This is a genomic window from Streptomyces sp. NPDC021749 (genome assembly GCF_040640655.1).
In the GTDB taxonomy this organism is placed as follows: Bacteria; Actinomycetota; Actinomycetes; order Streptomycetales; family Streptomycetaceae; genus Streptomyces.
Genome location: NZ_JBFACE010000016.1, coordinates 134,786 through 155,827, shown reverse-complemented (window position 1 = coordinate 155,827; position 21,042 = coordinate 134,786). Strand labels below are relative to the sequence as shown.

The following is a 21,042-nucleotide window of genomic DNA, read 5'->3' as shown; positions in this document are numbered from 1 at the left end:
ACTCTCTTACGTACCGATCCGCCGCCTCGGGGGGCAAGCGGCTCGGTGACCAGGCCCCACCGTAAGGTGATCGGCCCCGGTCCATCCGTCCGGCGACCCACGGGGGAGTTGCCGGCCGGATGGGCCTTCAGCGCCTAGCCACCAGGAGTTGCCACCGTGAGCACCGAGAACCAGACACGGGTGAGCGATGACAAGGACATCGTCAAGCCGCTCGACAGCAACCGCCCCATCCTTCCCATGGACAGCAACCGTCCCATCATCCCGATGGACAGCAACCGTCCCATCCAGCCGACGGACACCCGCCCGGCCACTCAGCCGGGGCACGACGGCCGTCCGGTTCAGCCGATGGACAGCAACCGCCCGATCGTCGACGGCGCACTGACGCCGAACGACAGCACCCGCCCGGTACAGGGCTCGGGCACGGTGACGGCGAAGGACAGCAACCGCCCGATCACCGACCCGAAGTAAGACGATCTCCGGCCTCACAGCCGGAGGTTACGGGGGTACGGGGGACAACGGGGGAACAGAAAACGGGGGAGCAGGAAACGGGGGAACAGAAAACCGGGGGAACCAGGGGGAATCACAGGGGAACGTCGGGACCGGCTTCGATGACATTCCAAGGGGGGAGTCATCGACGCCGGCCCCTTCGGCCTTTTGCAGCGGAAGTCGTTCCGGGCAACGCCAATTCCCCTCATGCAGCAACCATTTCCGGACACTTGCTCGAACATGCACCCCATGGCGGGCAAGCTTCTCTCGTCACCAGACACCCTCTCAAGGAGTTCGCATGACCCGACGCACCCGTGCGCTCGTCACGGTCGCCCTCGCCGCCGCCGTTGCCGGTATCGCCGCCGCCCCGGCCATGGCGGACAACCACATCCCGACGGCCCCCGGCTTCACCGCCCAGGACAGCCACACCCCGATAACCGGCGCCTTCACGACCGACGACAGCCACATACCGATCGCGCCCGCGGGCGCCACGCAGCACTAAAACCTGCCGACAGGCGAGGCGCGGGACCGAACTCCCGCCCCTCGCCTGTCTGTTGTCTGCTGTCCGCGGCCTGCTGCCCGCAACCCCGCCTCCGTCACACATCTGACGTTCCGTCAGTTCCGCTGCTACAGTGCGCCCCACCCGTCCCCGGTGGTCAGGAGGCGCGTCGTGTTCGAGGTCGGTCGTGTGCGGTCGCTCTGGGAGCTGGTGGAGTATCGGGCGGAGGCGTCACGGGGGGCGCCGATGTTCTTCGACGCGGAGGGGCGGAGCCTCAGCTTCGACGGGGTGCGGGACGAGGCATTGCGGGTGGCCGCCGGATTGCGGCGGCTGGGGATCGGGGCCGGGACGCGGGTGGCGTGGCAGTTGCCGACGCGGATCCGGACGGTGGTCGTCTCGCTGGCACTGGCCCGGCTGGGAGCCGTGCAGGCGCCGGTCATCCCGCTGCACCGGGAACGCGAGGTCGGCTTCATCCTGGCGGAGTCGGCGGCGGAGTACGTGCTCGTACCGGGCGAGTGGCGCGGGTTCGACTACGCGGCGATGGCCCGGAAGGCGGCCGGGGACGGTGTGCGGGTGGTGTCGGTGGAGGGCGGGTTGCCCGTAGGGGATCCGTCCGGGTTGCCGGCCGGGACACCCGATCGCGACGGGACGCGGTGGATCTACTACACCTCCGGTACGACCTCGTCGCCCAAGGGCGTGGAGCACACCGACGCGAGCCTGATCGCCGGCGGGGTCGGGCTGGCGACCGCGCTCGGGATGTCGGCTCAGGACATCGGTTCGATCGCCTTCCCCTACGCGCACATCGCCGGGCCGGACTACGTCATCGCCATGCTGGTCAGCGGATTCCCCGCAGTCGTGCTGGACACCTTCGCACCGGATCGGGCGGCCGCGGTCTACCGGCGGTACGGGGTGACCATGGCCGGCGGCAGCACCGCGTTCTACCAGGCGTTCCTGGACGAGTCACGCCGCTGCCGACGGGCCCGCCCGGACGCCGGGCGGCTGATCCCTTCCCTGCGGCTGCTGTCGGGCGGCGGCGCCCCGATGCCGCCGGAACTGTACGCCGCGGCCGGGCGGGAGCTGGGGTGTGCGGTGGTGCACGGGTACGGGATGACCGAGTGCCCGATGATCGCGATGGGCACGCCGTACGACAGCGACGACCAGCTGGCGCGGACGGTGGGCCGGCCGGTGACGGGCGCCCGGATACGCATCGTCCGGACGGACGGGAGCGAGGCGGCACCCGGGGAGACCGGCGAGGTGACCGTGAAGGGGCCGATGCTCTTCCGGCGGTACACCGACCCGGCACTGACCGCGGAGGCGTTCGACGCCGACGGGTACTTCCGCACCGGCGACCTGGGCCGGCTGCGCCCGGACGGGCACCTCGTGCTCACCGGGCGGCTCAAGGACATCATCATCCGCAAGGGCGAGAACATCTCGGCCCAGGAGGTCGAGGAGCTGGTGCGGACCCATCCGGCGGTCGCCGAGGCGGCCGTCATCGGACTCCCGGACCGGGCACGCGGCGAGCGGGTCTGCGCGGTGATCACGCCCGCCGACCCGGCCGCTCCACCGCTCACCCTCGACGCGCTCACCGCGCATCTGCGGGCGGCCGGGGTGATGGCCCAGAAGCTGCCGGAGCAACTGGAGACCACCGCGGAGCTGCCGCGCGGCGGCCCGCTGAACAAGGTGCTGAAGGCGGCGCTGCGGGAGCGGTACGGGCGGGAGTGAGCCGCTCGACCCGCCGCCGCCCGTACCGCGTGCGGGTCGCCCCGCGTTCGTCCTCGTCGGACGTCCGGTGTGGCGAGGGTCCTTACGGGCGCGGAGTCTGCACTGTGGAGGGGCCGGCGGCACGACGGATACGGCAGCCGGCCGGCAGACGGACGACAAGGGCTCCGCAGGACGGAAGGAACCGCACGATGACCGAGATGATCGACTTCGCGGCGCAGGCCCGGGAGGTGTCGCGGCTGGCCTCGGGGACGGCCGAGCAGCAGCTCGACGCGCCCACGCCGTGCGAGAAGTACGCGGTGCGCCATCTGCTGGGCCATCTCGTCGGTCTGGCCGCCGCCTTCCAGGACGTGGCACGCAAGGACCTCGGACCGGCGACCCGGCTGTCCCCCGACGCGATGCGGCCCGACGTGGACCCCGGCTGGCGTGCGGAGCTGGACCGGAACCTGGCGGGGATGGCGGCGGCCTGGCGGGCCCCGGAGGCGTGGCAGGGCGAGACGCAGGCGGGCGGCTTCACGCTCCCGGGCGCCGTCGCGGGCCGGGTCGCGCTGAACGAGCTGGTACTGCACGGCTGGGACCTGGCCCGCGCCACCGGCCAGGAGTACGTGCCCGACCCGGAGGCCCTCCAGGTGTCGTACGAGCTGCTGTCCTCCTGGGCCGAGGACAGCGCGAACGGCCCGTTGTTCGGCGCGATCGTCCCCGTACCGGACGACGCCCCCCTCCTCGACAAGGTAGTGGGCCTCGCGGGCCGCCGCCCATCCTGGCAGCGGCCCGTTCGTTAGCTCCCCACGTAGTTGGCCGTCCCGCCGCGTACCTGCGGGGGCGCCGCACAGCGCAACGGCGCGCGACAACCGCGGCGGGCCGGCCGGGTACGTGGGAAGCCAGCCTCACCGCAGGTTCCGCTTGCACAGCTTGCCGCTGGCGTTGCGTGGCAGCTCGCTGACGAAGACGACCTCGCGCGGCACCTTGTAATTGGCCATTTCGCGGCGGGACCAGGCGATCAGGTCGTCCGCGGTGAGGGCCGCTCCGGGGCGGCGGACCGCGTACGCCTTGGCGACCTCGCCGAGGCGTGGGTCGGGGATGCCGATGACGGCGACGTCGGTGATGTCCGGGTGGCGGCCGAGGAGTTGCTCTATCTCGGCCGGGTAGGCGTTGAAGCCGCCGACGATGAACATGTCCTTGATGCGGTCGGTGATCCGGAGGTTGCCCGCCGGGTCGAGGACGCCGACGTCGCCGGTGTGCAGCCAGCCGTCCGCGTCCACGGCCTTCGCGGTCTCCTCCGGGTCCTCGAAGTAGCCGCGCATGACGTGGTGGCCGCGCACCAGCACCTCGCCGGGCCGGCCCGGTTCGGCGAAGACCGGCGCCTCGCCGGGCCGGCCCGGCTCCGCGAGGACCCGCACCTCCGTGTCCGGGATCGCGCGGCCCGACGTCGCGGCGATGACCGCCGGGTCGTCGCCGCGCCGGCACATGGTGACGAGGCCGCTCGCCTCGGAGAGGCCGTACGCGGTCAGCACGGTCCGGATGCCCAGTTCGCCGCGCAGCCGCTCGACGAGTTCGAGCGGTACGACGGCCGCGCCGGTCACCACCAGGCGCAGTGCGCTCAGGTCGTGCGCGCCGCGGGCCGGGTGGTCGAGGAGGGACTGGTGCAGGGTGGGCGGGCCGGGCAGCACCGAGATCCGTTCGGCGGCGAGGTTGGCCAGCGTGGTCTCCACGCTGGACACCGGTTGCGGCACCATCACCGCGCCGCGCAGCAGGCAGGCGAGGATGCCCGCCTTGTAGCCGAAGGTGTGGAAGAACGGGTTGACGATCAGGTAGCGGTCGTCCGTGCACAGGCCCGCCAGCTCGCTCCAGACGCCGTAGCAGCGCAGGGATTGCTCGTGGGTGATGACGGCGCCCTTGGGGCGGCCGGTGGTGCCGGAGGTGAAGATGATGTCGGAGGGGGCGTCCGGCCGGATCGTGTCGGCGCGGCGCCGGACTTCCTCGGTCGTGATCCGGTCGCCGTCGGCGAGGAATTGCTTCCAGGTCCGGTACCCCTCGGGGGCGCTGTCCGAGAGCACCACCACCTGGTCCAGGTGCGGGAGTCCGCCCGTGGTCTCCGCGGTCGCGCGGCGCAGGGCGGCCACGTAGGACGTGCCGAGGAAGGTGCCGGTGACGAAGAGCAGCCGGGCGCGGGTGCGGTGCAGGAGGTGGGCGGCCTCGGTGCCCTTGAAGCGGGTGTTGACGGGGACCAGGACCGCGCCGGCGGTGACCGCGCCGAGGGCCGAGACGATCCAGTCGAGGGTGTTGGGTGCCCAGACGGCGACCCGGTCGCCGGGTGCGATCCCGGAGGCGAGGCAGGCGGCGGCCGCCCGCTCGACCCGTTCGCCGAGTTCCGCGTAGGTGACCCGGGTGCGGCCCTCGACCACCGCCTCGCGGGGGCCGTACCGCCGGGCGGCGGCGCGCACCAGGCGGGGCAGGGTGCCGTGCTCCAGGTCCGCCCGCACCGCCGCGTCGTCGCCCATCGTCCTGCCTCCTGCGGAAGAAGATCCGGCCGCCCCAGTAGCTGACTACCCGTCAGATTAGCGGTAGCCTCCTCGGCTGTCAGTACGGACGACGGACTTCGGAGGTGGCCATGGGGGCGACCCTCAAGGACGCGACGGCGATAGCCGGCATCGGACAGACCCCGTTCGCCAAACGTCTCCCGGACTCCGAGAAGACGCTGGCCTGCCGGGCGATCGTCGCCGCACTGGACGACGCCGGGATCGCCCCCTCGGAGGTGGACGCCTTCGCCTCGTACACCATGGAGGAGACCGACGAGGTCGAGACAGCCAAGGCGATCGGCGCCGGGGACGTCACGTTCTTCTCCAAGGTCGGCTACGGCGGCGGCGGTTCCTGTGCGACGGTGGCCCATCTGGCCGCCGCCATCGCCACCGGCCAGGCACACGTCGGCGTCGCCTGGCGCTCCCGCAAGCGCGGCTCGGGACCGCGGCCCTGGAAGAACACCCAGGTGCAGCTGCCGACCCCGGGGCAGTGGACCCGGCCCTTCGGGCTGCTGCGCCCGGCCGACGAGATCGGCATGCTGGCCCGCCGCTACATGCACGAGTACGGCGCCACCCGCGACCACCTCTTCAACGTCGCGCTCGCCTGCCGCAACCGGGCCAACCAGAACCCCGCCGCGATGATGTACGAGCGCCCGCTGACCCGCGACATGTACATGACCTCGCGCTGGATCAGCGAACCGCTCTGCCTCTTCGACAACTGCCTGGAGACCGACGGGGCGTTGGCCCTGGTCCTCGTCTCCGCCGAGCGGGCCCGCGACTGCCGCCACCGGCCCGTGTACGTCCACTCCGTCGCCCAGGGCCTGCCCGCCCAGCACCACGGCATGGTCAACTACTGGAACGACGACCCGCTGACCGGCCCGGCCTGGACCGCCGCCCGGCAACTGTGGAAGCAGGCCGACTTCGGGCCGCAGGACGTGCACGTCGCGCAGATCTACGACGCCTTCACCCCGCTCATCCCGCTCTCCCTGGAGGGCTACGGCTTCTGCGGGCGCGGCGAGGGCGCGGCCTTCACGGAAGGGGGCGCCCTGGAGATCGGCGGACGGCTGCCGCTCAACACCGGCGGCGGCGGCCTCTCCGAGGCGTATGTGCACGGATTCAACCTGATCAACGAGGGCGTCAAGCAGCTGCGCGGCACCAGCACCGCGCAGGTGCCGGACGCCGCGACCTGCCTGGTCACCGCGGGCGAGGGCGTGCCCACCTCCGCCCTTCTGCTGAGGAGTTGAGATGCTGCTGACACCTGTCGTCGACGACGACGGCGCACCCTTCTGGGAGTACGCCGCGCGGGGCGAACTCCGCGTCCAGTGCTGTACCGACTGCGACCAGCTCCGCTTCCCGCCCCGGCCGTGCTGCCCGCACTGCCAGTCCTTCGGCAGCCACTGGCGGAAGATGAGCGGCCGCGGCCGCATCTGGTCGTACGTCGTACCGCACCCGCCGCTGCTGCCCGCGTACGCGGACCTGCCCGGCTACAACGCGGTCGTCGTGGAACTGGCCGAGGCCCCCCGCATCCGCCTCGTCGGCAACCTCGTCACCGCCGCGGACGCCCCGCTCAACTCCGTCGCACCGGAACGGCTGCGGATCGGCGCCCCCGTGAAGGCCGTCTTCCACACCCCGCCCGAGGGCATGACCGTGCCGCGCTGGGTCCTGGAGCGGCCATGACCCTGCGCACCGAGATCAAGGACGGCGTCGCCCTGGTCACCCTGGACCGGCCGGAGCGGCACAACGCGATCGACCTGGCCACCGCGCGTGAACTGGCGTCCGTGTGGCGGGAGTTCCGGTTCGACGACACCGTACGGGCCGCGGTCGTCACCGGCGCCGGCGGCCGCGCCTTCTGCACCGGCATCGACCGCGGTGCCGACGTTCCCCAGCCGCCCTCGCCCTACTCCCTCGACGACCCCCTGCTCACCGTCGGCCCGAAGGCCAACGACCTGTGGAAGCCGGTCATCGCCGCGGTCGACGGCATGGCCTGCGGCGGCGCCTTCTACCTCCTGGGCGAGGCCGAGTTCATCGTCGCTTCCGAGAACTCCACCTTCTTCGACCCGCACACCACCTACGGGATGGTCAGCGCCTACGAGTCGCTCACCATGGCGTCGCGGATGCCCTACGGGGAGGCCGCGCGGCTGGCCCTGATGGGCACCGCCGAACGGCTGGGCGCCCCGCGCGCGTACGCGATCGGCCTGGTCTCCGAGCTGACCGCGCCCGGCGCCGCCGCCGAGGTCGCGCTGCGTCGCGCCGCCGTCCTCGCCGCCCAGCCGACCGAGGCGGTCCAGGGCACCGTACGGGCGCTGTGGGCGGCCCACGAGGCGGGCGGCCGGGCGCAGGCGTGGGCGCACGCGCCGGCGCTGATCGCGCTGGGCAATCTCCCGCCGGACCGCCAGGCGGAACTGTTCGCCGCCCGGAAGGAGCGGGCGCCCGGGAGCGGGCGGAGCAGCGGTCCGGGCGGCGGCCCCGCAGGGGCGGACCCCTGCCCGCTCGTCCGATGACCGTGCGCACGAGGGGTGTGCGTCCGGGCCCGCGTCCCGGCCGGGCCCACCTCTCGGCCCCGGCCTACATCTTGGTCTTGTGCGCCCGGGTGATCTGGCAGGTGAACCAGAACTGCCCGATGGAGGACTGGTTGACCGTGTACTTGGCGGTGTAGGTCTCGGTGGCGCCGGGACCCACGACGATGGACCGCTCGTGCAGCCCGTACGCCTTGCCGTCGGCCGGCTTGGCCTTCATCCAGTTCACGGCCATGTCGTAGGAGTACGAGGAGGTCGTCGACGGGTTGGTGATGGACACCGTGTAGGTGAACTGGCGCAGCGAGCTGGAGAAGTCGCAGTTGCTGCCGGTGGCGTCGGCCCGCCCGTCCGGGTCGTAGGTCTCCTCGGTCGGCGAGGGCGAGTACGACGGCGAGTAGCTGTCCGTCGGGTAGCCCGTGGGGGACGAGCCGTACCCGGTGGGGCTCGCGAAGGACGTCGGCATCGCGACCCGCGGGCGGCTGAAGGCACACCCTCCGACCGTGGCGACCGTGGCCAGTGCCAGCGCGCTCGCCACCGCCACCCTCGTCGCCCTGCGGGCACCGTCGCCGGCCGTGCCCGTACGCATGCGCTGCTTCATGATCGCCGATCCCCCGTGGAAACTTCCTGGCCCGCCGGACTGCGGGTTGACGCGTGCACGGCACCCTAGCAAGAGGCCCGGACACCCCGTAGGGGCCCCGCCCCGCGTCCGGCCCAACCTGTCTAGCGGGTGCCGACGGGCAGGCGTAGCGTCGGTCGCGGAGGATGACCGAACGACCCGAAGCGAGGCGACGCCCGTGGTGCGCAACGTTCTCGGGTCGCTGATCGCCCTCATCGGAGCGACGGCCGCCGTCTGGAGCCCCTTCCGTCCCTGGTACGACGGCCGTCACGGCAGCGACATCCGGATCGAGGACCTCTTCAACGGCATCACACCCAACAGCGCCGCGCTCTTCGGCTCCGTCCTGCTGCCCATGGGCTTCGCGGCGCTGCTGGCGCTGATCGGCGTGGCGCTGCGCTCCCGGGCGCTGGTCGCGGTCGCCGGGGTGGTGGTGCTGGGCTTCACGATCCTGTGGATGGTCCGCCAGGGCCAGGCCGCGAGCGAACTCACCGCCGGCGCCCGCGGGCTGGGCGTGGGCGTGGCCAACGCGCTCGGCGGCGGCGCGCTGCTGCTGCTCGGCGCGCTCGTCATGCGGGGCCGCGACCGGCGGGTCTACGAGCGCGGCTACGACGACCGCCGCTACGACGACCGCCGTTACGACGACGGCTACGGCCCCTACCCGCCCGACGACCGCTACGACGCGCCCTCCGGCTACCCTCCGGGCGCCCGTCCGCCTGCCGCCTACCCGCCCGCGGCCTATCCGCCCGGCCCGCCCGAGCCGTGGGACGCCGGCCGCCCCGGCGCCGAGGAGTGGGACCCCGAGCCGTACACCGGCGGACCGGCGGGCACCGGGGCGCCGCCCCCGCCCCCGGGCCGCTCCGGCGTTCCGTACCCCGCCGAGGACGACACCCCCACCACACCGCTGCCGCCGGTCGCCCCGGCTCCCCCCTCCCGGCAGCAGCCGCCGGCACCCCAGCAGCCCCGTACGCCGCAGCAGGATCCGTACGGGCACGAGCCGCCGCCACCGACCATGCCGTCCCGCCGGCCGCCGCCCACCCCGCCCGTGGAGTGGGGCAGGGAGCAGCGGCAGCCCCGCCCTCCGGAGGACGAGGAGTAGGACGAGCGGCCGGGGCGGGGACCGGGCCTACGAGGACGAGCGGCCCGGGCGGGGACCGGGCCTACGGGGGCCGGACCGGTGGTCAGGACCGCCGGGCCTGGCCCGTTCCCTTCGCCGCGTCCAGCGCGTACACACAGCGGTCCTTGCTGCACGCGTAGACCACGCCGCCGACCGCCACCGGGGAGCCGGTGATCTCCCCGCCGGTCGCCAGTTTCCAGCGCAGCTGGCCGCCCATCGCGTCGAGCGTGTACAGGCAGTGGTCGGCCGATCCGAAGTGCACCCGGCCCTCCGCGACGACCGGGGAGCCGACGACCTCGGCGCCCGCCTGGAACCGCCAGCGCGGGGTGCCGGTCACCGCGTCCAGGGTGTAGAGCGCCTTGCCGCTGCCCAGGTGGACCGCGCCGTGCGCGACCAGGACCGGTTCGGTGGACTGCCGGGCCTCGGTGGCGATCCGCCAGCGGTCGCGGCCGTCCGCCGGGTCCAGCGCGTAGACCGTGCCGAGGTAGTCCGCCAGATAGACCCCGCCGCCGGTGACCGCCGGCCCGGAGGCGAAGGCGGGCGGGCTGAGGAACACCGCGGGCGCCTCGAAGTGCCAGCGGAGGTCGCCGCGCGCGATGTCGAGCGCCAGCACGCGGGTGCCGGCCACGACGTAGACCGCCCCGTCCGGCGCCGGCAGCAGCCGCACCGGCACCCCGCCGCAGGCCGCCGCGTCACCGACCGGGTACGACCAGCGCTCCGCGCCGGTACGGGCCTCCAGTGCCTTCAGCCGGGCGTCGGCCCAGACGAACACCGTGCCCTCGTGGATCACCGGCCCGGCCTCGGCGGTCTCGAAGTCGGTCTGGACGCCGGTGGTCTCCCACAGCAGTTCGCCGGTGGCGGCCTCCCAGGCCTGGACGCCGCCGCCGCGGGTGCTGGTGACGACGGTCCCGCGGTCGACCTTGAGGGCGTAGACCCAGCCGTCGGTGTTCAGCCGCCAGCGGTCGGTGCCGTCGGCGGCGTCCAGCGCGTACAGGCTCGGGCCGTCCGAGGCGTGGATCCGGCCGTCCGCGACCGCCATCGCCCAGGCGACGTCCCGGGTCTTGAACCTGCGCCGCCCGCTGGCCACGTCGAGCGCATGCACCTCGAAGGAGGTGACGTAGAGCAGTTCGCCGTCCACGGCCGGGGTGCCCCAGACGTCGTTGGACATCCGGAACCGCCAGGGGCGCCAGCGGCCCGCGTCGGCGGGCGGTGCCTCGGCCGGAGCCGCGGCGCCCTCGGGCGACGGCGCACCGCCGGGCTGGCCCTGCTGCGGCACTCCGGTGACCGGCCCGCCACCGGGCGGCCGGACCCAGTTGGTCGCGGCGCCGGCCTGCCCGCGGGGCTGCGGTTCCCGGGTGTCGGCGCGCGGACCCGGCCCTATCGGGGCGGACGAGCCAGCGAGGTGGACGGGACCGGCGGCACCCTCCGCGGGCGCCGCGGAGAGCGCGGCGGCCGGGGACGGCGCGGCGGCGGGCGGTGCCGCGGAGACCGGGGTCACCCGGGCCGTGGAGACGTCCGGGCCGGCCGCCGGCGGCATCGGGCCGGGGTGCGCACCGCGCGGATCGCTGCCGCGGTGGGCGCCGGGGCCGGCACCGATCCGGCCGGGCCAGCCGGCGTCCGCGGCGCCGCCCGCGGGCGCGCTCTCCGGCAGCGGCGGGGCCTGGGAGGGCTGCGGCGGGGCCGCCACGGGCGCCCGGGGCGGGGCCGGCGGGGCGGCGGGCGCCGGGCGGGCGGAGCCGCGTCCGGGGGCGGCCTGCCGGCTCTCCTGCGGTACGGCGGTGCGGCCGCCGCGCCGGCTCTCGATGAGCGCCACCGCGCCGGGCGGCAGCCAGGCCGACGCGGTACCGCTGTCGTCGCTGCCGGAGCCGAAGAGGTGCGGGGCGAGCTGGGACTGCAGGTCGGCGGGGGACGGCCGGTGGGCCGCCTCCATCTGCATGCAGGACTCCATGAGCGGACGCAGTTCGTCCGGCAGCCCGGTCAGATCGGGGCCCTCGCGCAGCAGCATGAAGACCGTCTCGACCGGGTTGGCGCCGTGGAAGGGCGCGTGTCCGGTGGCGGCGAAGACCAGCGTCGAGCCGAGGGAGAAGACGTCGCTGGCGCCCGTGACGCTGCGCGAGTCCCGGGCCTGCTCGGGCGACATGTAGGCGGGGGTGCCCACCGCCACGTTGGTCATGGTCAGCCGGGTGTTGGACACCCCGGAGGCGATACCGAAGTCGATCACCCGCGGGCCGTCCTCGACGACCAGCACATTGGACGGCTTCAGGTCGCGGTGGACCAGTCCGGCGCCGTGGATGGACTGCAGCGCCTCGGCGATCCCGGCGGCCAGCCAGCGCACCGCCTGGGCCGGCAGCGGTCCGCACTCATTGACTATTTCCTCCAGGGAGGGCGCGGGGACGTAGGCCGTCGCCAGCCACGGCACCGCCGCGCGCGGATCGGCGTCCACCACCGCCGCGGTGTAGAAGCCGCTGACCGCGCGGGCCGCCTCGACCTCGCGTGTGAAGCGGACCCGGAACAGCTGGTCCTCGGCGAGCTCGGTACGTACCGTCTTGATCGCCACGCGCCGGCCGGACGCCGAACGGGCCAGATAGACCAGTCCCATGCCACCGGCCCCGAGTCGGCCGAGCACTTCGAACGGCCCGATCCGCCGGGGATCGTGCTGCGTCAGCTGCTTCAGCTGCTCCACCACTTGTCTGCCACCTCCCCGTGGGGCGTAAAAAAGAGACTCTCAAAAGCCACGGGCCGCCGAGAGCCACTGCCCCGTGCAGCGTCTCCCCGCCTGCGGCGAGGAGTATCGAAACGGCCGTACGCGTGCTGATTCTTCCTGGCCGCGCCGATGGTTGCGAACCCGGGGCCCGTCCGTCGTGTCACGGCATGCCCCCCGCGTCCCGCCCCGGGCCCGTTACCCGGCGTCACCCCACCCGGCCTGACGTGCGCCGATGCGGCCGCCGGTGCCTGACCGGTCCGCGGGTTACCGACGGGTTGGCCACTCGCTTCGCGGGCGTTCCGGCGACCGGCCAATTCTGCGCCGGCACAGGTCACTTCGGGGCCACACCTCTTCCCGACGGCGATCAACGGTCCGGAAGGAAGTCGTCCGTGCATTCTTCGCACGGCTTTCTCCCCCGGCCGTCGTTGCGGTCCACCGCAGCAGCTATATGTCCACGCTAGTACCGGTTCGTACGTGTGCGGCGAAGGGAATTCAAAATTCCGGTCGACACCCGGCATTTTCTGCACGGAGCGTGACCGCTTATCCACCGAAGTTGTCCACAGGCTGTTGATAAGAGCATTCACCGGTTCGGACCAAGCCGCGTCCCGCACATCTCGACCACGAGCGGGTTCCCCACCGGTGCGGCAACAGGGGCCGCGGAGGCCGAACTCCCGCATCCCCATTTGCAGGCAGCCAAATCGCGCTCCGATCACCCCTCGGTAAGCTGACGGCATGACAGGACAAGTACGAACCGTCGACGGCAGAGTGGCCGGCCGCCGCGGACAGGCGACGCGGCAAAAGCTTCTCGACTGCCTCAGTGAAATGCTCAGTTCGTCCCCCTACCGGGACGTCAAGGTCATCGATGTGGCCCGAAAAGCGGGGACTTCGCCCGCTACGTTCTATCAGTACTTCCCGGACGTCGAAGGTGCCGTCCTTGAAATCGCCGAGGAGATGGCCAAAGAAGGCGCCACTCTGACCGATCTTGTCGCCGAACGCTCCTGGGTGGGCAAGTCCGGCTGGCAGGCGGCGGAGGAGCTGGTCGACGGCTTCCTCTCCTTCTGGCGCAAGAACGATGCGATTCTGCGCGTCGTCGACCTGGGTGCCGCCGAGGGCGACAAGCGGTTTTACAAGATCCGCATGAAGATCCTCAATGCCGTCACCAACTCGCTCACCGACTCCATCCAGGAGCTCCAGAGCAAGAACAAGGTCGACAAGGACGTCAGCCCGGCAGCCATGGCCGGCTCGATCGTCGCGATGCTCGCGGCGGTCGCCAGTCACCAGAAGGGCTTCCAGAGCTGGGGCGTGAAGCAGGCCGAGCTCAAGCCCAACCTGGCACTGCTGGTGCACTTCGGCGTCACCGGCAAGAAGCCGACCAAGTAGACGGAGCACGCCGTCCGAACCATGAGCCGAACCACCGAGCCGAGCGAGCAAGAGCCGAACGAGTAGGCCACCTGAGCCATCCGACCGGGCACCCGGCAACCGGCACCACGTCGAGGAAGCGGCCCGAGAAGCGCCGCGCCTCCAAGCCCCGTTGCACTCCGGCCCGTTCCGCCGTCGGTCCGTTATCCGTCCTGCCATAGCTGTACTGCACACACAGCGGGTGCCGGCCGTCCCCTCCCAGGGGCGCCGAGGCACCCGCTGTGTGCATGCGGGCACGGAACGCGCACACCACGGCCGGGCGCGCGATCCGTCGGTCCCTCAGCGCCGCTCCAGCCGGAACAGCCGGATCTCCCGCTCCACCCGCGCCTGATAGGCGGCGTACGGCGGCCAGAAGTCCAGCGCCGCCCGCCAGGCCCGCGCCCGCTCCGCACCACTCAGCAGCCGGGCCCGTACGGCGATCTCCTCACCACGCCAACTCACCGTCGCCTCCGGGCACTTGAGGAGGTTCCCGGTCCAGGCGGGGTGGCCCGGCCGTCCGAAGTTACTACCGATCAGCAGCCAGCCACCGCCCTCCTCCGGCATGCAGGCCAGTGGCGTCCGCCGCGGCCGTCCGCTCCGGGCGCCGGTCGCCGTCAGGACCAGACCGGGCAGCATCCGGGTGCTGAGCAGCGCCTTGCCCCCGGTCAGCCGGTGCACCGCACGGTCCAGGGCCGGGACGACGTGCGGCGCGATCCGGGCGAACGTCCGGGTCGCGGAGGCCTTCTGCACCAGGCGGCGCATCAGCCGCCCGCCCCCCGCCGTCGCCGGTTCGGCGCTTCTCCCCCGCATCAGGCGTCGACCGCCGTCGGCAGGCCCGTCGCACGGCACACGGCGCGCCCCGCGCCCGCGCACAGTCCCGCTTCCTCGGCGGCCCGGGCCCGCAGCCGGTGCGCCGGGCCCAGCAGCAGTTCGTCACCGGCCGCACGCTGGAAGTACACCTGCGCCGCGCGCTCCCAGGGGAAGCCGATGCCGCCGGACGACTGCACCGCCTCGGCCGCCACCGCGCGCAGCGCCTCCTGCGCCTGCGCAAGCGCCAGCGCCGCCACCCCGGGCCCACCGGCCCCGTTGCCGAGCCGGGCGTCACCGTCCCCGTCCGTACCGGAGGACCCGTCCGCCCCGGAAGGCCCGCGGCCCGCCCTCCAGGCCGCGTAGTACGCCGCCGAGCGGGCCGCCTGGAGGGTCGCGTAGAGGTCGGCGAGCCGGTGCCGCACCGGCTGGAAGGACCCGGCGGACCGGCCGCACCGTTCGCGCTCCCTGACGTGGGCGACGGTACGGGCCAGCGCCGCACCGGCCGCCCCGACCGCCTCGGCGGCCAGCACGGTGGCCGCCACCACACCGGCCGCGGCCAGCGCCGCGCCGACCGCACGCGCCTGCTCCCCCTCCTCCTCACCCAGCAACTCGGCCGGTACGTCGCGCAGTTCGAGCCGGGCCCGCGGCCGGGTCTCGTCCACCACGGCCTGCCGCATCCGCCGCAGCCCGGCCGCACCGGCCGCCCGGACCAGGAAGAGCCGGGTGCTGCTGCGCGCGAACCCGCCGGTGTGCGCGGCCACCACCAGCACCTCGGCGGTGTGCCCGTTCAGCACCTGCCCGGCCTCCCCGTACAGCCGCCAGCCCGCCCCGTCCGCCTCCTGGTGCGCCTGGATGCCGCCGGCCCGGCCGCCGCCCGCCCAGTCGCCGTCGTTCGGCCCGGTCAGGGCCAGCGCGGTGGCGAGCCGGCCGTCCGCTACGGCCAGCGTGCCGGTCAGCTCGCCGGAGGCGAGGGACGGCAGCAGCCCGGTGCGCTGCCGCTCGCTGCCCAGCGCGAGGATCAGCGGGGCGGCCAGCGCGGCGGTGGCGAACAGCGGCGAGGGCAGCACGGTGCGGCCGGTCTCCTCACAGGCCAGGGCGAGTGCGGTGGGTCCGCGGCCGGCCCCGCCGTACGCGGTGGGCAGGGCCAGCCCGGGCAGTCCGAGGCCGGCGAGCTGCCGCCACAGCTCCTCGTCGTAGCCGGGTGGGGTCCGCACCGCCGCCTCGGCCTCGTCCGGGCCGCAGCGTTTCTCCAGCAGGGCGCGCAGTGTGCGGCGGATCGTGTGCTGCTCCTCGGTGAACGCGGCATCCATCGGCGGGCTCCTCCCGGCCGTACGACCCCGCCCGCCGGGGTCCGGCGGGGGGGGCGCCAACGCGATCTGACGGCCCGTCATGGTAGGGAGGGCCGCCGCAGTTTCCCAGAGCCGGGCGAGGCGATTCCCGTGGCGGGCGAGCGGGTTGGGCGAGCGTCGGGCCACGGCCCCGGCCGGACGACCCCTGTGGGCGAGCCGCGGGCCACGGCCCCGGCGCCGGACGACCCCTGCCGCGCGCCCAGATATCTGATGTACCGTCAGATTCATGTCCTCACCAGCTTCCGGCCCCCGCCCTCCCGGGAACCGCAAGGTCGCCGTCGCCGGGGTCGCCCTGTCCGACTGCGGCCGGGTGGACGAGGCCACCCCGTACGCGCTGCACGCCCAGGCCGCCCGCCGGGCGCTCGCCGACAGCGGCCTGGACCGGTCGGTGATCGACGGCTTCGCCTCGGCCGGCCTCGGCACCCTCGCGCCCGTCGAGGTCGCCGAGTACCTGGGACTGCGCCCCACCTGGGTGGACTCGACGTCGGTGGGCGGCGCCACCTGGGAGGTGATGGCCGCGCATGCCGCCGACGCGATCGCCGCGGGCCACGCCGAGGCCGTGCTCCTCGTCTACGGCTCCACCGCCCGCGCCGACATCAAGGCCCGGCGCCGCACCGCCAACCTCTCGTTCGGCGCCCGCGGCCCGCTCCAGTTCGAGGTCCCCTACGGGCACACCCTGATCGCCAAGTACGCCATGGCAGCGCGCCGCCATATGCACCAGTACGGCACGACGGCGGAACAACTGGCCCAGATAGCGGTGCAGGCGCGGGCCAACGCGGCGGCCAACCCGGACGCGCTGTACCGCGACCCGATCACCGTCGACGACGTCCTGGCCGGCCCGATGATCGCCGACCCGTTCACCAAACTGCACTGCTGCATCCGCTCCGACGGCGGCTGCGCGGTCCTGCTGGTCGCCGACGACCACGTCCCCGACCTGGCCAAACCCCCGGTGTGGGTGCTCGGTTCCGGCACCGCGGTCTCGCACACCACCATGTCCGACTGGGACGACTTCACGGTCTCGCCGGCGGCGGTCTCGGGACGGCTGGCCTTCGAGCGGGCGGGCGTCCGGCCGTCCGAGATCGATCTCGCCCAGATCTATGACGCCTTCACGTACATGACCCTGGTGACACTGGAGGACCTGGGCTTCTGCGCCAAGGGGGAGGGCGGCGCGTTCGTCGAGAAGGGCCGGCTGCTGCGGGACGGCGCGCTGCCGGTGAACACCGACGGCGGCGGCCTGGCCGCCTGCCACCCCGGAATGCGCGGACTGTTCCTGCTGGTCGAGGCGGTACGCCAGCTCCGTGGCGAGGCCGGCCCGGACTCCCAGGTCCACCGCCCCGACGGCACCCTCCCGCAGCTCGCGGTTGCCTCCGGCACCGGCGGCTGGTTCTGCTCGTCGGGGACGGTGGTACTGGGGCGGGCATAGCGGCAGCGGGACCGGCCCGGGGGCCCGGCGGCGGTGGGGCGGGGGTGGCCGCCGGGGCCGTCCCCCGCCCCACCGCGTGGCACCCCACGCGGTGGCGCCCCGCCGCGTCAGCCGGCCAGCCGCTCCTCGATCAGGTCGGCGGCCCGGCGGGCGCCGCCCTCCGCGCGGGCCTCGGCCCGTAGCGCGGCCGAGCGGGCCGCCACCCGCGGATCGGCGGTCAGCTCCCGCAGGGCCGTACGCAACGCCTCCGGGGTGGCGTCCGCGGTGTCGATCCGGCGGGCAACACCCAGCTCGACCAGCCGGTCGGCGTTGAGGGGCTGTTCGGCGCCCTGCGGCACCGCGATCATCGGCACACCGGTGTACAGCCCCTCGCTGCTGCCGCCCATCCCGGCGTGCGTCACGAACGCGTCCGCCTGCTCCAGGATCGCCAACTGCGGTACCCACGACCGCACTTCGATGTTCTCCGGCAGGTCCGGGCCCAGCTCCGCCGGATCGACGTACGCGCCGATCTGCAGCACCACGTGCCACCCCGGCAGGTCCCCGAAGGCCGCCACGCAGCGCCGGTAGAACTCGGGCTGCCGGGTGTACGCCGAACCCAGCGACACCAGCAGCACCTTCTCCGCGCCGGCCGGCCGGGCCCAGCCGCCCTGCTCCGCGCGGGAGCCGAGGCACGGACCGACGAAGGTCACCGCGGTGTCGTCCACCAGGTCCGCGTGCGGCTGCATCGCCCGCGGGATCGTCGCCAGCGCCCGGCGCGGGCGGCCGGAGAACTCCGCGACGTCCGTGGTCACCGCCCCGCACCGCGCCAGCCAGGCGGCGAACCGGGCCTGGTACGCCTCGGCCCCCGGCAGCCCGGCGAACGCCGCCCCGCTCTCCTCCTGAGCGCCCTCCCAGGCCACGAAGGTCGGTGACAGCTGGACGACATCGCGGCCCTGCGCCTCGGCCAGCGCACGGGCGGCGTACGCCCCGACGTCGTAGAGGTAGAGGTCGGCGGGGTCGTCCTCGTAGACGGCGCGCAGCTGCGGCAGCACGGCGATCGCGTCGTCGAGGAAGAGCGAGGCCGCGGCGACCGGATCCTGCGGCCAGGCGTTGTCGGCGACCGGCAGGCCGGAGGTGTAGCGGACGAGCGTGGCGCCCGTGGGGGCGATCAGCGCGGCGGCGTGGTCGGTGTTGGCGTACGTGACGCGATGGCCGCGGGAGACCAGCTCCCGGATGATCTCCAGGCTGGGCAGCACATGACTGACCATGGGCGTGCCGACCATGGCGATATGGGCAGAGCGCGACATACCGATACTTCCTTCTTCGCAGAACTACGGCGACAGGGCCGCAAAAGGACAGGGAGAGACCGCGGGACGGGAGACCGTCCGACGTCGCGTCAGCCGTAGATCTGAAGGAAGTGCATGCGAGGAGCGTAATGCGGCCGGCGTCGGGCGGTCGAAGGGTTTTCCCGGGCCGGGGGCCGGACCGCACCCGATCTATACATCCGTCATAGACAAGCGTTTAAGACGCTCGTATAGTCGCGGTGTCGGGTCCTCACCGCCCCGCCCACGCACCGCCAACGCACCGTTCCTGTAGGGGGATCCGCCATGACCAAGACCGTCCTGATCTCCGGCGCGAGCATCGCCGGCCCGGCGCTCGCTTACTGGCTGCACCGCCACGGCTTCGCCGTGACCGTCGTCGAGCGCGCGCCCGCGCTGCGGACCGGCGGCTACAAGGTCGACATCCGCGGCGCGGCGGTCGAGGTCGCCGACCGGATGGGGATCCTGGAGGACATCCAGCGCGCCAGTACGGACATGCAGAACGGCGCCTACGTGAAGGACGACGGCACCCGCATCGCCACTCTGCCCGCCGCGATCTTCGGCGCCCGCACCGGCCGGGACGACGAGATCATGCGCGGCGACCTGGCGCGCATCCTGTACGAACGCACCCGCCCGGACGTCGAGTACGTCTTCGGCGACTCGATCACCTCCCTGACCCCGATCGACTCGACCACCTCGATCAACTCGACCACCCCGACCGACCCGACCACCCCGATCGGCTCGACCACCCCGGCCGCCGACGGTGGCGGGGTCGAGGTGACCTTCGAGCGGGGCGCGCCCCGCCGCTTCGACCTCGTCGTCGGCGCCGACGGACTGCACTCGAACGTCCGACGGCTGGTCTTCGGCCCCGAGGAGCAGTTCCTGCGCCACCTCGGCGCCTACCTCTCGGCGTTCTCCATGCCGAACGAAATCGGTCTGGACCGCGAGGAGTTGTACTACGCGGAGCCCGGCCGGCTGGTCTGTGCGTACAGCTCGGCCGGAGACCCGGCGGCCAAGGGCCTGCTCACCTTCCGCTCGCCCCGGCTCAGCTACGACCACCGGGACCGGGCCCAGCAACTGGCCCTGCTGGAAACCGCCTTCGCCGGCACCGGCTGGCGGACCCCGCGGATGCTGGAAGCGGCCCGCTCGGCGCCGGACCTCTACTTCGACGGGCTCCACCTGATCGAGATGGACCGCTGGTCCCGCGGGCGGGTGGTGCTGCTCGGCGACGCCGCACACTGCGCCTCACCGGCGTCGGGGCAGGGCACGGGGATGGCGCTGGTCGGTGCGTACGTCCTGGCCGGCGAGCTCGCGGCGGCGGGCGGCGCGCCGGAGGTGGCGTTCGCCCGTTACGAGGAGGAGATGCGCGGCTATGTCGCGGTCAACCATGAGCTGGCGCGCAAGTTCGCGCGGGAGATGACCGTGGGCAGCCGGTGGGGCATCCGGCTCCGGCATCTGATGCTGCGGATGCTGCCGCACATGCCGTGGAAGGACGCCGTCGCGAAGAAGATCGCCGAGGACGTCCAGCGGGGCGCGCGGGCGATCACGCTCAAGGACTATGACGCTCCGGCGGCGGAGTCGGCCGGGTCGGTGGCGGCGGCGGTGGCGGAGGAGTCGGCCGGGGCGGCGGCCGGGTCCGCAGCGGCAGCGGCCGGGTCCGCAGCGGCAGCGGCTGGATCGGTCGGCTCGGCGGTGCGCGGATCGGGCGCCGGGGCCCCGTACGCCGCTGCTTGAGTACGCCGTCGCCTGAGTACGCTGCCCGGCATGAGCGAGCACCCGGCCGGTTCCCCGCACGATGACACCTCCAGCGGCGCCGCGGCGTCCGGCGCCGCCGACGGCGCGGACGCAGCCAATGCCGCGGACGCCGCGGGCCGCGCGTTCCGGCAGCTGCTGCGCGGACTGCGGGTCTGGGATGTCGAGCTGCCGTCGTTCGATCCGGACGCGGCGCCGGCCGAACCGCTGCCGCTGTTCCGGCAGTGGCTGCGGGAGGCCGCCGAGGCCGGCCAGCCGGAGCCGCACACCATGGCACTGGCCACGGCGGACGCCACCGGCAATCCCTCCGTACGGACCGTGATGCTGCACGACGCCGATGAGCGGGGCTGGCACTTCGGCTCGCACCGCGGCAGCCGCAAGGGCCGCGAACTGGCCGCGCGGCCCCGGGCGGCACTCGATTTCTACTGGCCTGCGGTGGGCCGCCAGGTACGGGTCGGCGGAGCGGTCACCGAGGCGGGCCCGGAGGAGAGCGCGGCCGACCTGCACCGCCGTTCGACGGGGGCGCTGGCCGCGGCGCTGGTCGGCCGGCAGAGCGAGGTGCTGGGTTCGGTCGAGGAACTGGCGCGCGCCTCCGAGGCCGCATGGGAGCGCGCCCGGCGCGAGCCGACGGCTCCGGTGCCCAGCTGGACGCTGTACGTACTGGAACCCGACGAGGTCGAGTTCTTCCAGGGAGACGCCCGGCGCCGCCACGTACGCCTCAATTACCGGCGAGGCGAAGGCCACGGGGGAAGCGGAGGCCGTGGAGGAAGCGGGGGCCGGGGAACCGGGGGTTGGGAGCGGGAGTTGCTCTGGCCGTAGCCGTATGCCGCGCCACCGCG

18 protein-coding genes are annotated in these 21,042 nt (G+C 73.6%); 12 read left to right on the top strand and 6 right to left on the bottom strand.

Annotation, left to right across the window (positions count from 1 at the left end; genetic code table 11):
• Positions 1-156: 156 nt before the first annotated feature.
• The 4 genes from AB0G35_RS18485 to AB0G35_RS18470 all read left to right on the top strand — a co-directional run bounded on the left by AB0G35_RS18485 (position 157) and on the right by AB0G35_RS18470 (position 3,486).
• A complete protein-coding gene (locus AB0G35_RS18485; RefSeq protein WP_360949930.1) occupies positions 157-468 on the top strand; it encodes a laminin G in 312 nt (103 codons plus the stop codon).
• 316 nt (positions 469-784) lie between these two features.
• Positions 785-988, top strand: a complete 204-nt coding sequence (locus tag AB0G35_RS18480; RefSeq protein WP_360949927.1) for a hypothetical protein — start codon at positions 785-787, stop codon at positions 986-988.
• 168 nt (positions 989-1,156) lie between these two features.
• Positions 1,157-2,707, top strand: a complete 1,551-nt coding sequence (locus AB0G35_RS18475) for an AMP-binding protein (protein WP_360949924.1) — start codon at positions 1,157-1,159, stop codon at positions 2,705-2,707.
• A gap of 188 nt (positions 2,708-2,895) precedes the next feature.
• Positions 2,896-3,486, top strand: coding sequence for a TIGR03086 family metal-binding protein (locus tag AB0G35_RS18470; protein WP_360949921.1), 591 nt, complete (start codon positions 2,896-2,898; stop codon positions 3,484-3,486).
• Positions 3,487-3,591: 105 nt separating this feature from the next.
• On the opposite strand, the gene AB0G35_RS18465 is transcribed toward AB0G35_RS18470, so the two are convergent.
• Entirely contained in the window at positions 3,592-5,205 is a 1,614-nt protein-coding gene (locus AB0G35_RS18465; RefSeq protein ID WP_360949918.1) for a FadD3 family acyl-CoA ligase, read from the bottom strand.
• A 110-nt stretch (positions 5,206-5,315) separates the two neighbouring features.
• Between AB0G35_RS18465 and AB0G35_RS18460 the strand changes: the two genes are divergently transcribed.
• From AB0G35_RS18460 to AB0G35_RS18450, 3 genes are read left to right on the top strand one after another with little or no spacing between them, the layout of a single operon-like run.
• On the top strand, positions 5,316-6,467 hold the full coding sequence (locus AB0G35_RS18460; RefSeq protein WP_360949915.1) for a lipid-transfer protein: 1,152 nt from the start codon (positions 5,316-5,318) through the stop codon (positions 6,465-6,467).
• A gap of 1 nt (position 6,468) precedes the next feature.
• Entirely contained in the window at positions 6,469-6,900 is a 432-nt protein-coding gene (locus AB0G35_RS18455) for an OB-fold domain-containing protein (RefSeq protein WP_360949912.1), read from the top strand.
• Positions 6,897-7,724 (top strand): enoyl-CoA hydratase/isomerase family protein, encoded by an 828-nt coding sequence (locus AB0G35_RS18450; RefSeq protein ID WP_360949909.1) that lies wholly within the window; start codon positions 6,897-6,899, stop codon positions 7,722-7,724. The genes AB0G35_RS18455 and AB0G35_RS18450 overlap by 4 nt, the downstream gene beginning before the upstream one ends.
• 64 nt (positions 7,725-7,788) lie before the next feature.
• Here the strand turns inward: AB0G35_RS18450 and AB0G35_RS18445 are convergent, their stop codons facing one another.
• Positions 7,789-8,337, bottom strand: coding sequence for a hypothetical protein (locus AB0G35_RS18445; protein WP_360949906.1), 549 nt, complete (start codon positions 8,335-8,337; stop codon positions 7,789-7,791).
• Positions 8,338-8,533: 196 nt separating this feature from the next.
• Between AB0G35_RS18445 and AB0G35_RS18440 the strand changes: the two genes are divergently transcribed.
• The gene (locus AB0G35_RS18440) at positions 8,534-9,451 is read left to right on the top strand and encodes a hypothetical protein (RefSeq protein ID WP_360949903.1); all 918 of its coding nucleotides are present in this window, start codon (positions 8,534-8,536) and stop codon (positions 9,449-9,451) included.
• 82 nt (positions 9,452-9,533) lie between these two features.
• Here AB0G35_RS18440 and AB0G35_RS18435 read toward each other — a convergent pair whose 3' ends face one another.
• On the bottom strand, positions 9,534-12,155 hold the full coding sequence (locus AB0G35_RS18435) for a PQQ-binding-like beta-propeller repeat protein (RefSeq protein ID WP_360949900.1): 2,622 nt from the start codon (positions 12,153-12,155) through the stop codon (positions 9,534-9,536).
• Positions 12,156-12,905: 750 nt separating this feature from the next.
• Between AB0G35_RS18435 and AB0G35_RS18430 the strand changes: the two genes are divergently transcribed.
• Entirely contained in the window at positions 12,906-13,553 is a 648-nt protein-coding gene (locus tag AB0G35_RS18430; RefSeq protein WP_360949897.1) for a TetR family transcriptional regulator, read from the top strand.
• 318 nt (positions 13,554-13,871) lie between these two features.
• On the opposite strand, the gene AB0G35_RS18425 is transcribed toward AB0G35_RS18430, so the two are convergent.
• Together AB0G35_RS18425 and AB0G35_RS18420 are read right to left on the bottom strand one after the other, a co-directional pair.
• On the bottom strand, positions 13,872-14,333 hold the full coding sequence (locus AB0G35_RS18425; RefSeq protein ID WP_360949894.1) for a nitroreductase family deazaflavin-dependent oxidoreductase: 462 nt from the start codon (positions 14,331-14,333) through the stop codon (positions 13,872-13,874).
• Positions 14,334-14,380: 47 nt separating this feature from the next.
• Positions 14,381-15,691, bottom strand: a complete 1,311-nt coding sequence (locus AB0G35_RS18420) for an acyl-CoA dehydrogenase family protein (RefSeq protein WP_360949891.1) — start codon at positions 15,689-15,691, stop codon at positions 14,381-14,383.
• A gap of 265 nt (positions 15,692-15,956) precedes the next feature.
• On the opposite strand from AB0G35_RS18420, the gene AB0G35_RS18415 reads away from it, so the two are divergent.
• Positions 15,957-17,153 carry an acetyl-CoA acetyltransferase gene (locus AB0G35_RS18415; RefSeq protein ID WP_360949888.1) on the top strand — a complete coding sequence of 399 codons (1,197 nt, stop codon included), beginning with the start codon at positions 15,957-15,959 and terminating at the stop codon, positions 17,151-17,153.
• A 107-nt stretch (positions 17,154-17,260) separates the two neighbouring features.
• Here the strand turns inward: AB0G35_RS18415 and AB0G35_RS18410 are convergent, their stop codons facing one another.
• Positions 17,261-18,439 (bottom strand): macrolide family glycosyltransferase, encoded by a 1,179-nt coding sequence (locus tag AB0G35_RS18410; RefSeq protein WP_360949885.1) that lies wholly within the window; start codon positions 18,437-18,439, stop codon positions 17,261-17,263.
• Between the two features lie 300 nt (positions 18,440-18,739).
• On the opposite strand from AB0G35_RS18410, the gene AB0G35_RS18405 reads away from it, so the two are divergent.
• Both AB0G35_RS18405 and AB0G35_RS18400 read left to right on the top strand, forming a co-directional pair.
• The gene (locus AB0G35_RS18405; RefSeq protein WP_360949882.1) at positions 18,740-20,185 is read left to right on the top strand and encodes an FAD-dependent monooxygenase; all 1,446 of its coding nucleotides are present in this window, start codon (positions 18,740-18,742) and stop codon (positions 20,183-20,185) included.
• A gap of 30 nt (positions 20,186-20,215) precedes the next feature.
• Entirely contained in the window at positions 20,216-21,022 is an 807-nt protein-coding gene (locus AB0G35_RS18400; RefSeq protein WP_360949879.1) for a pyridoxal 5'-phosphate synthase, read from the top strand.
• Positions 21,023-21,042: the final 20 nt, after the last annotated feature.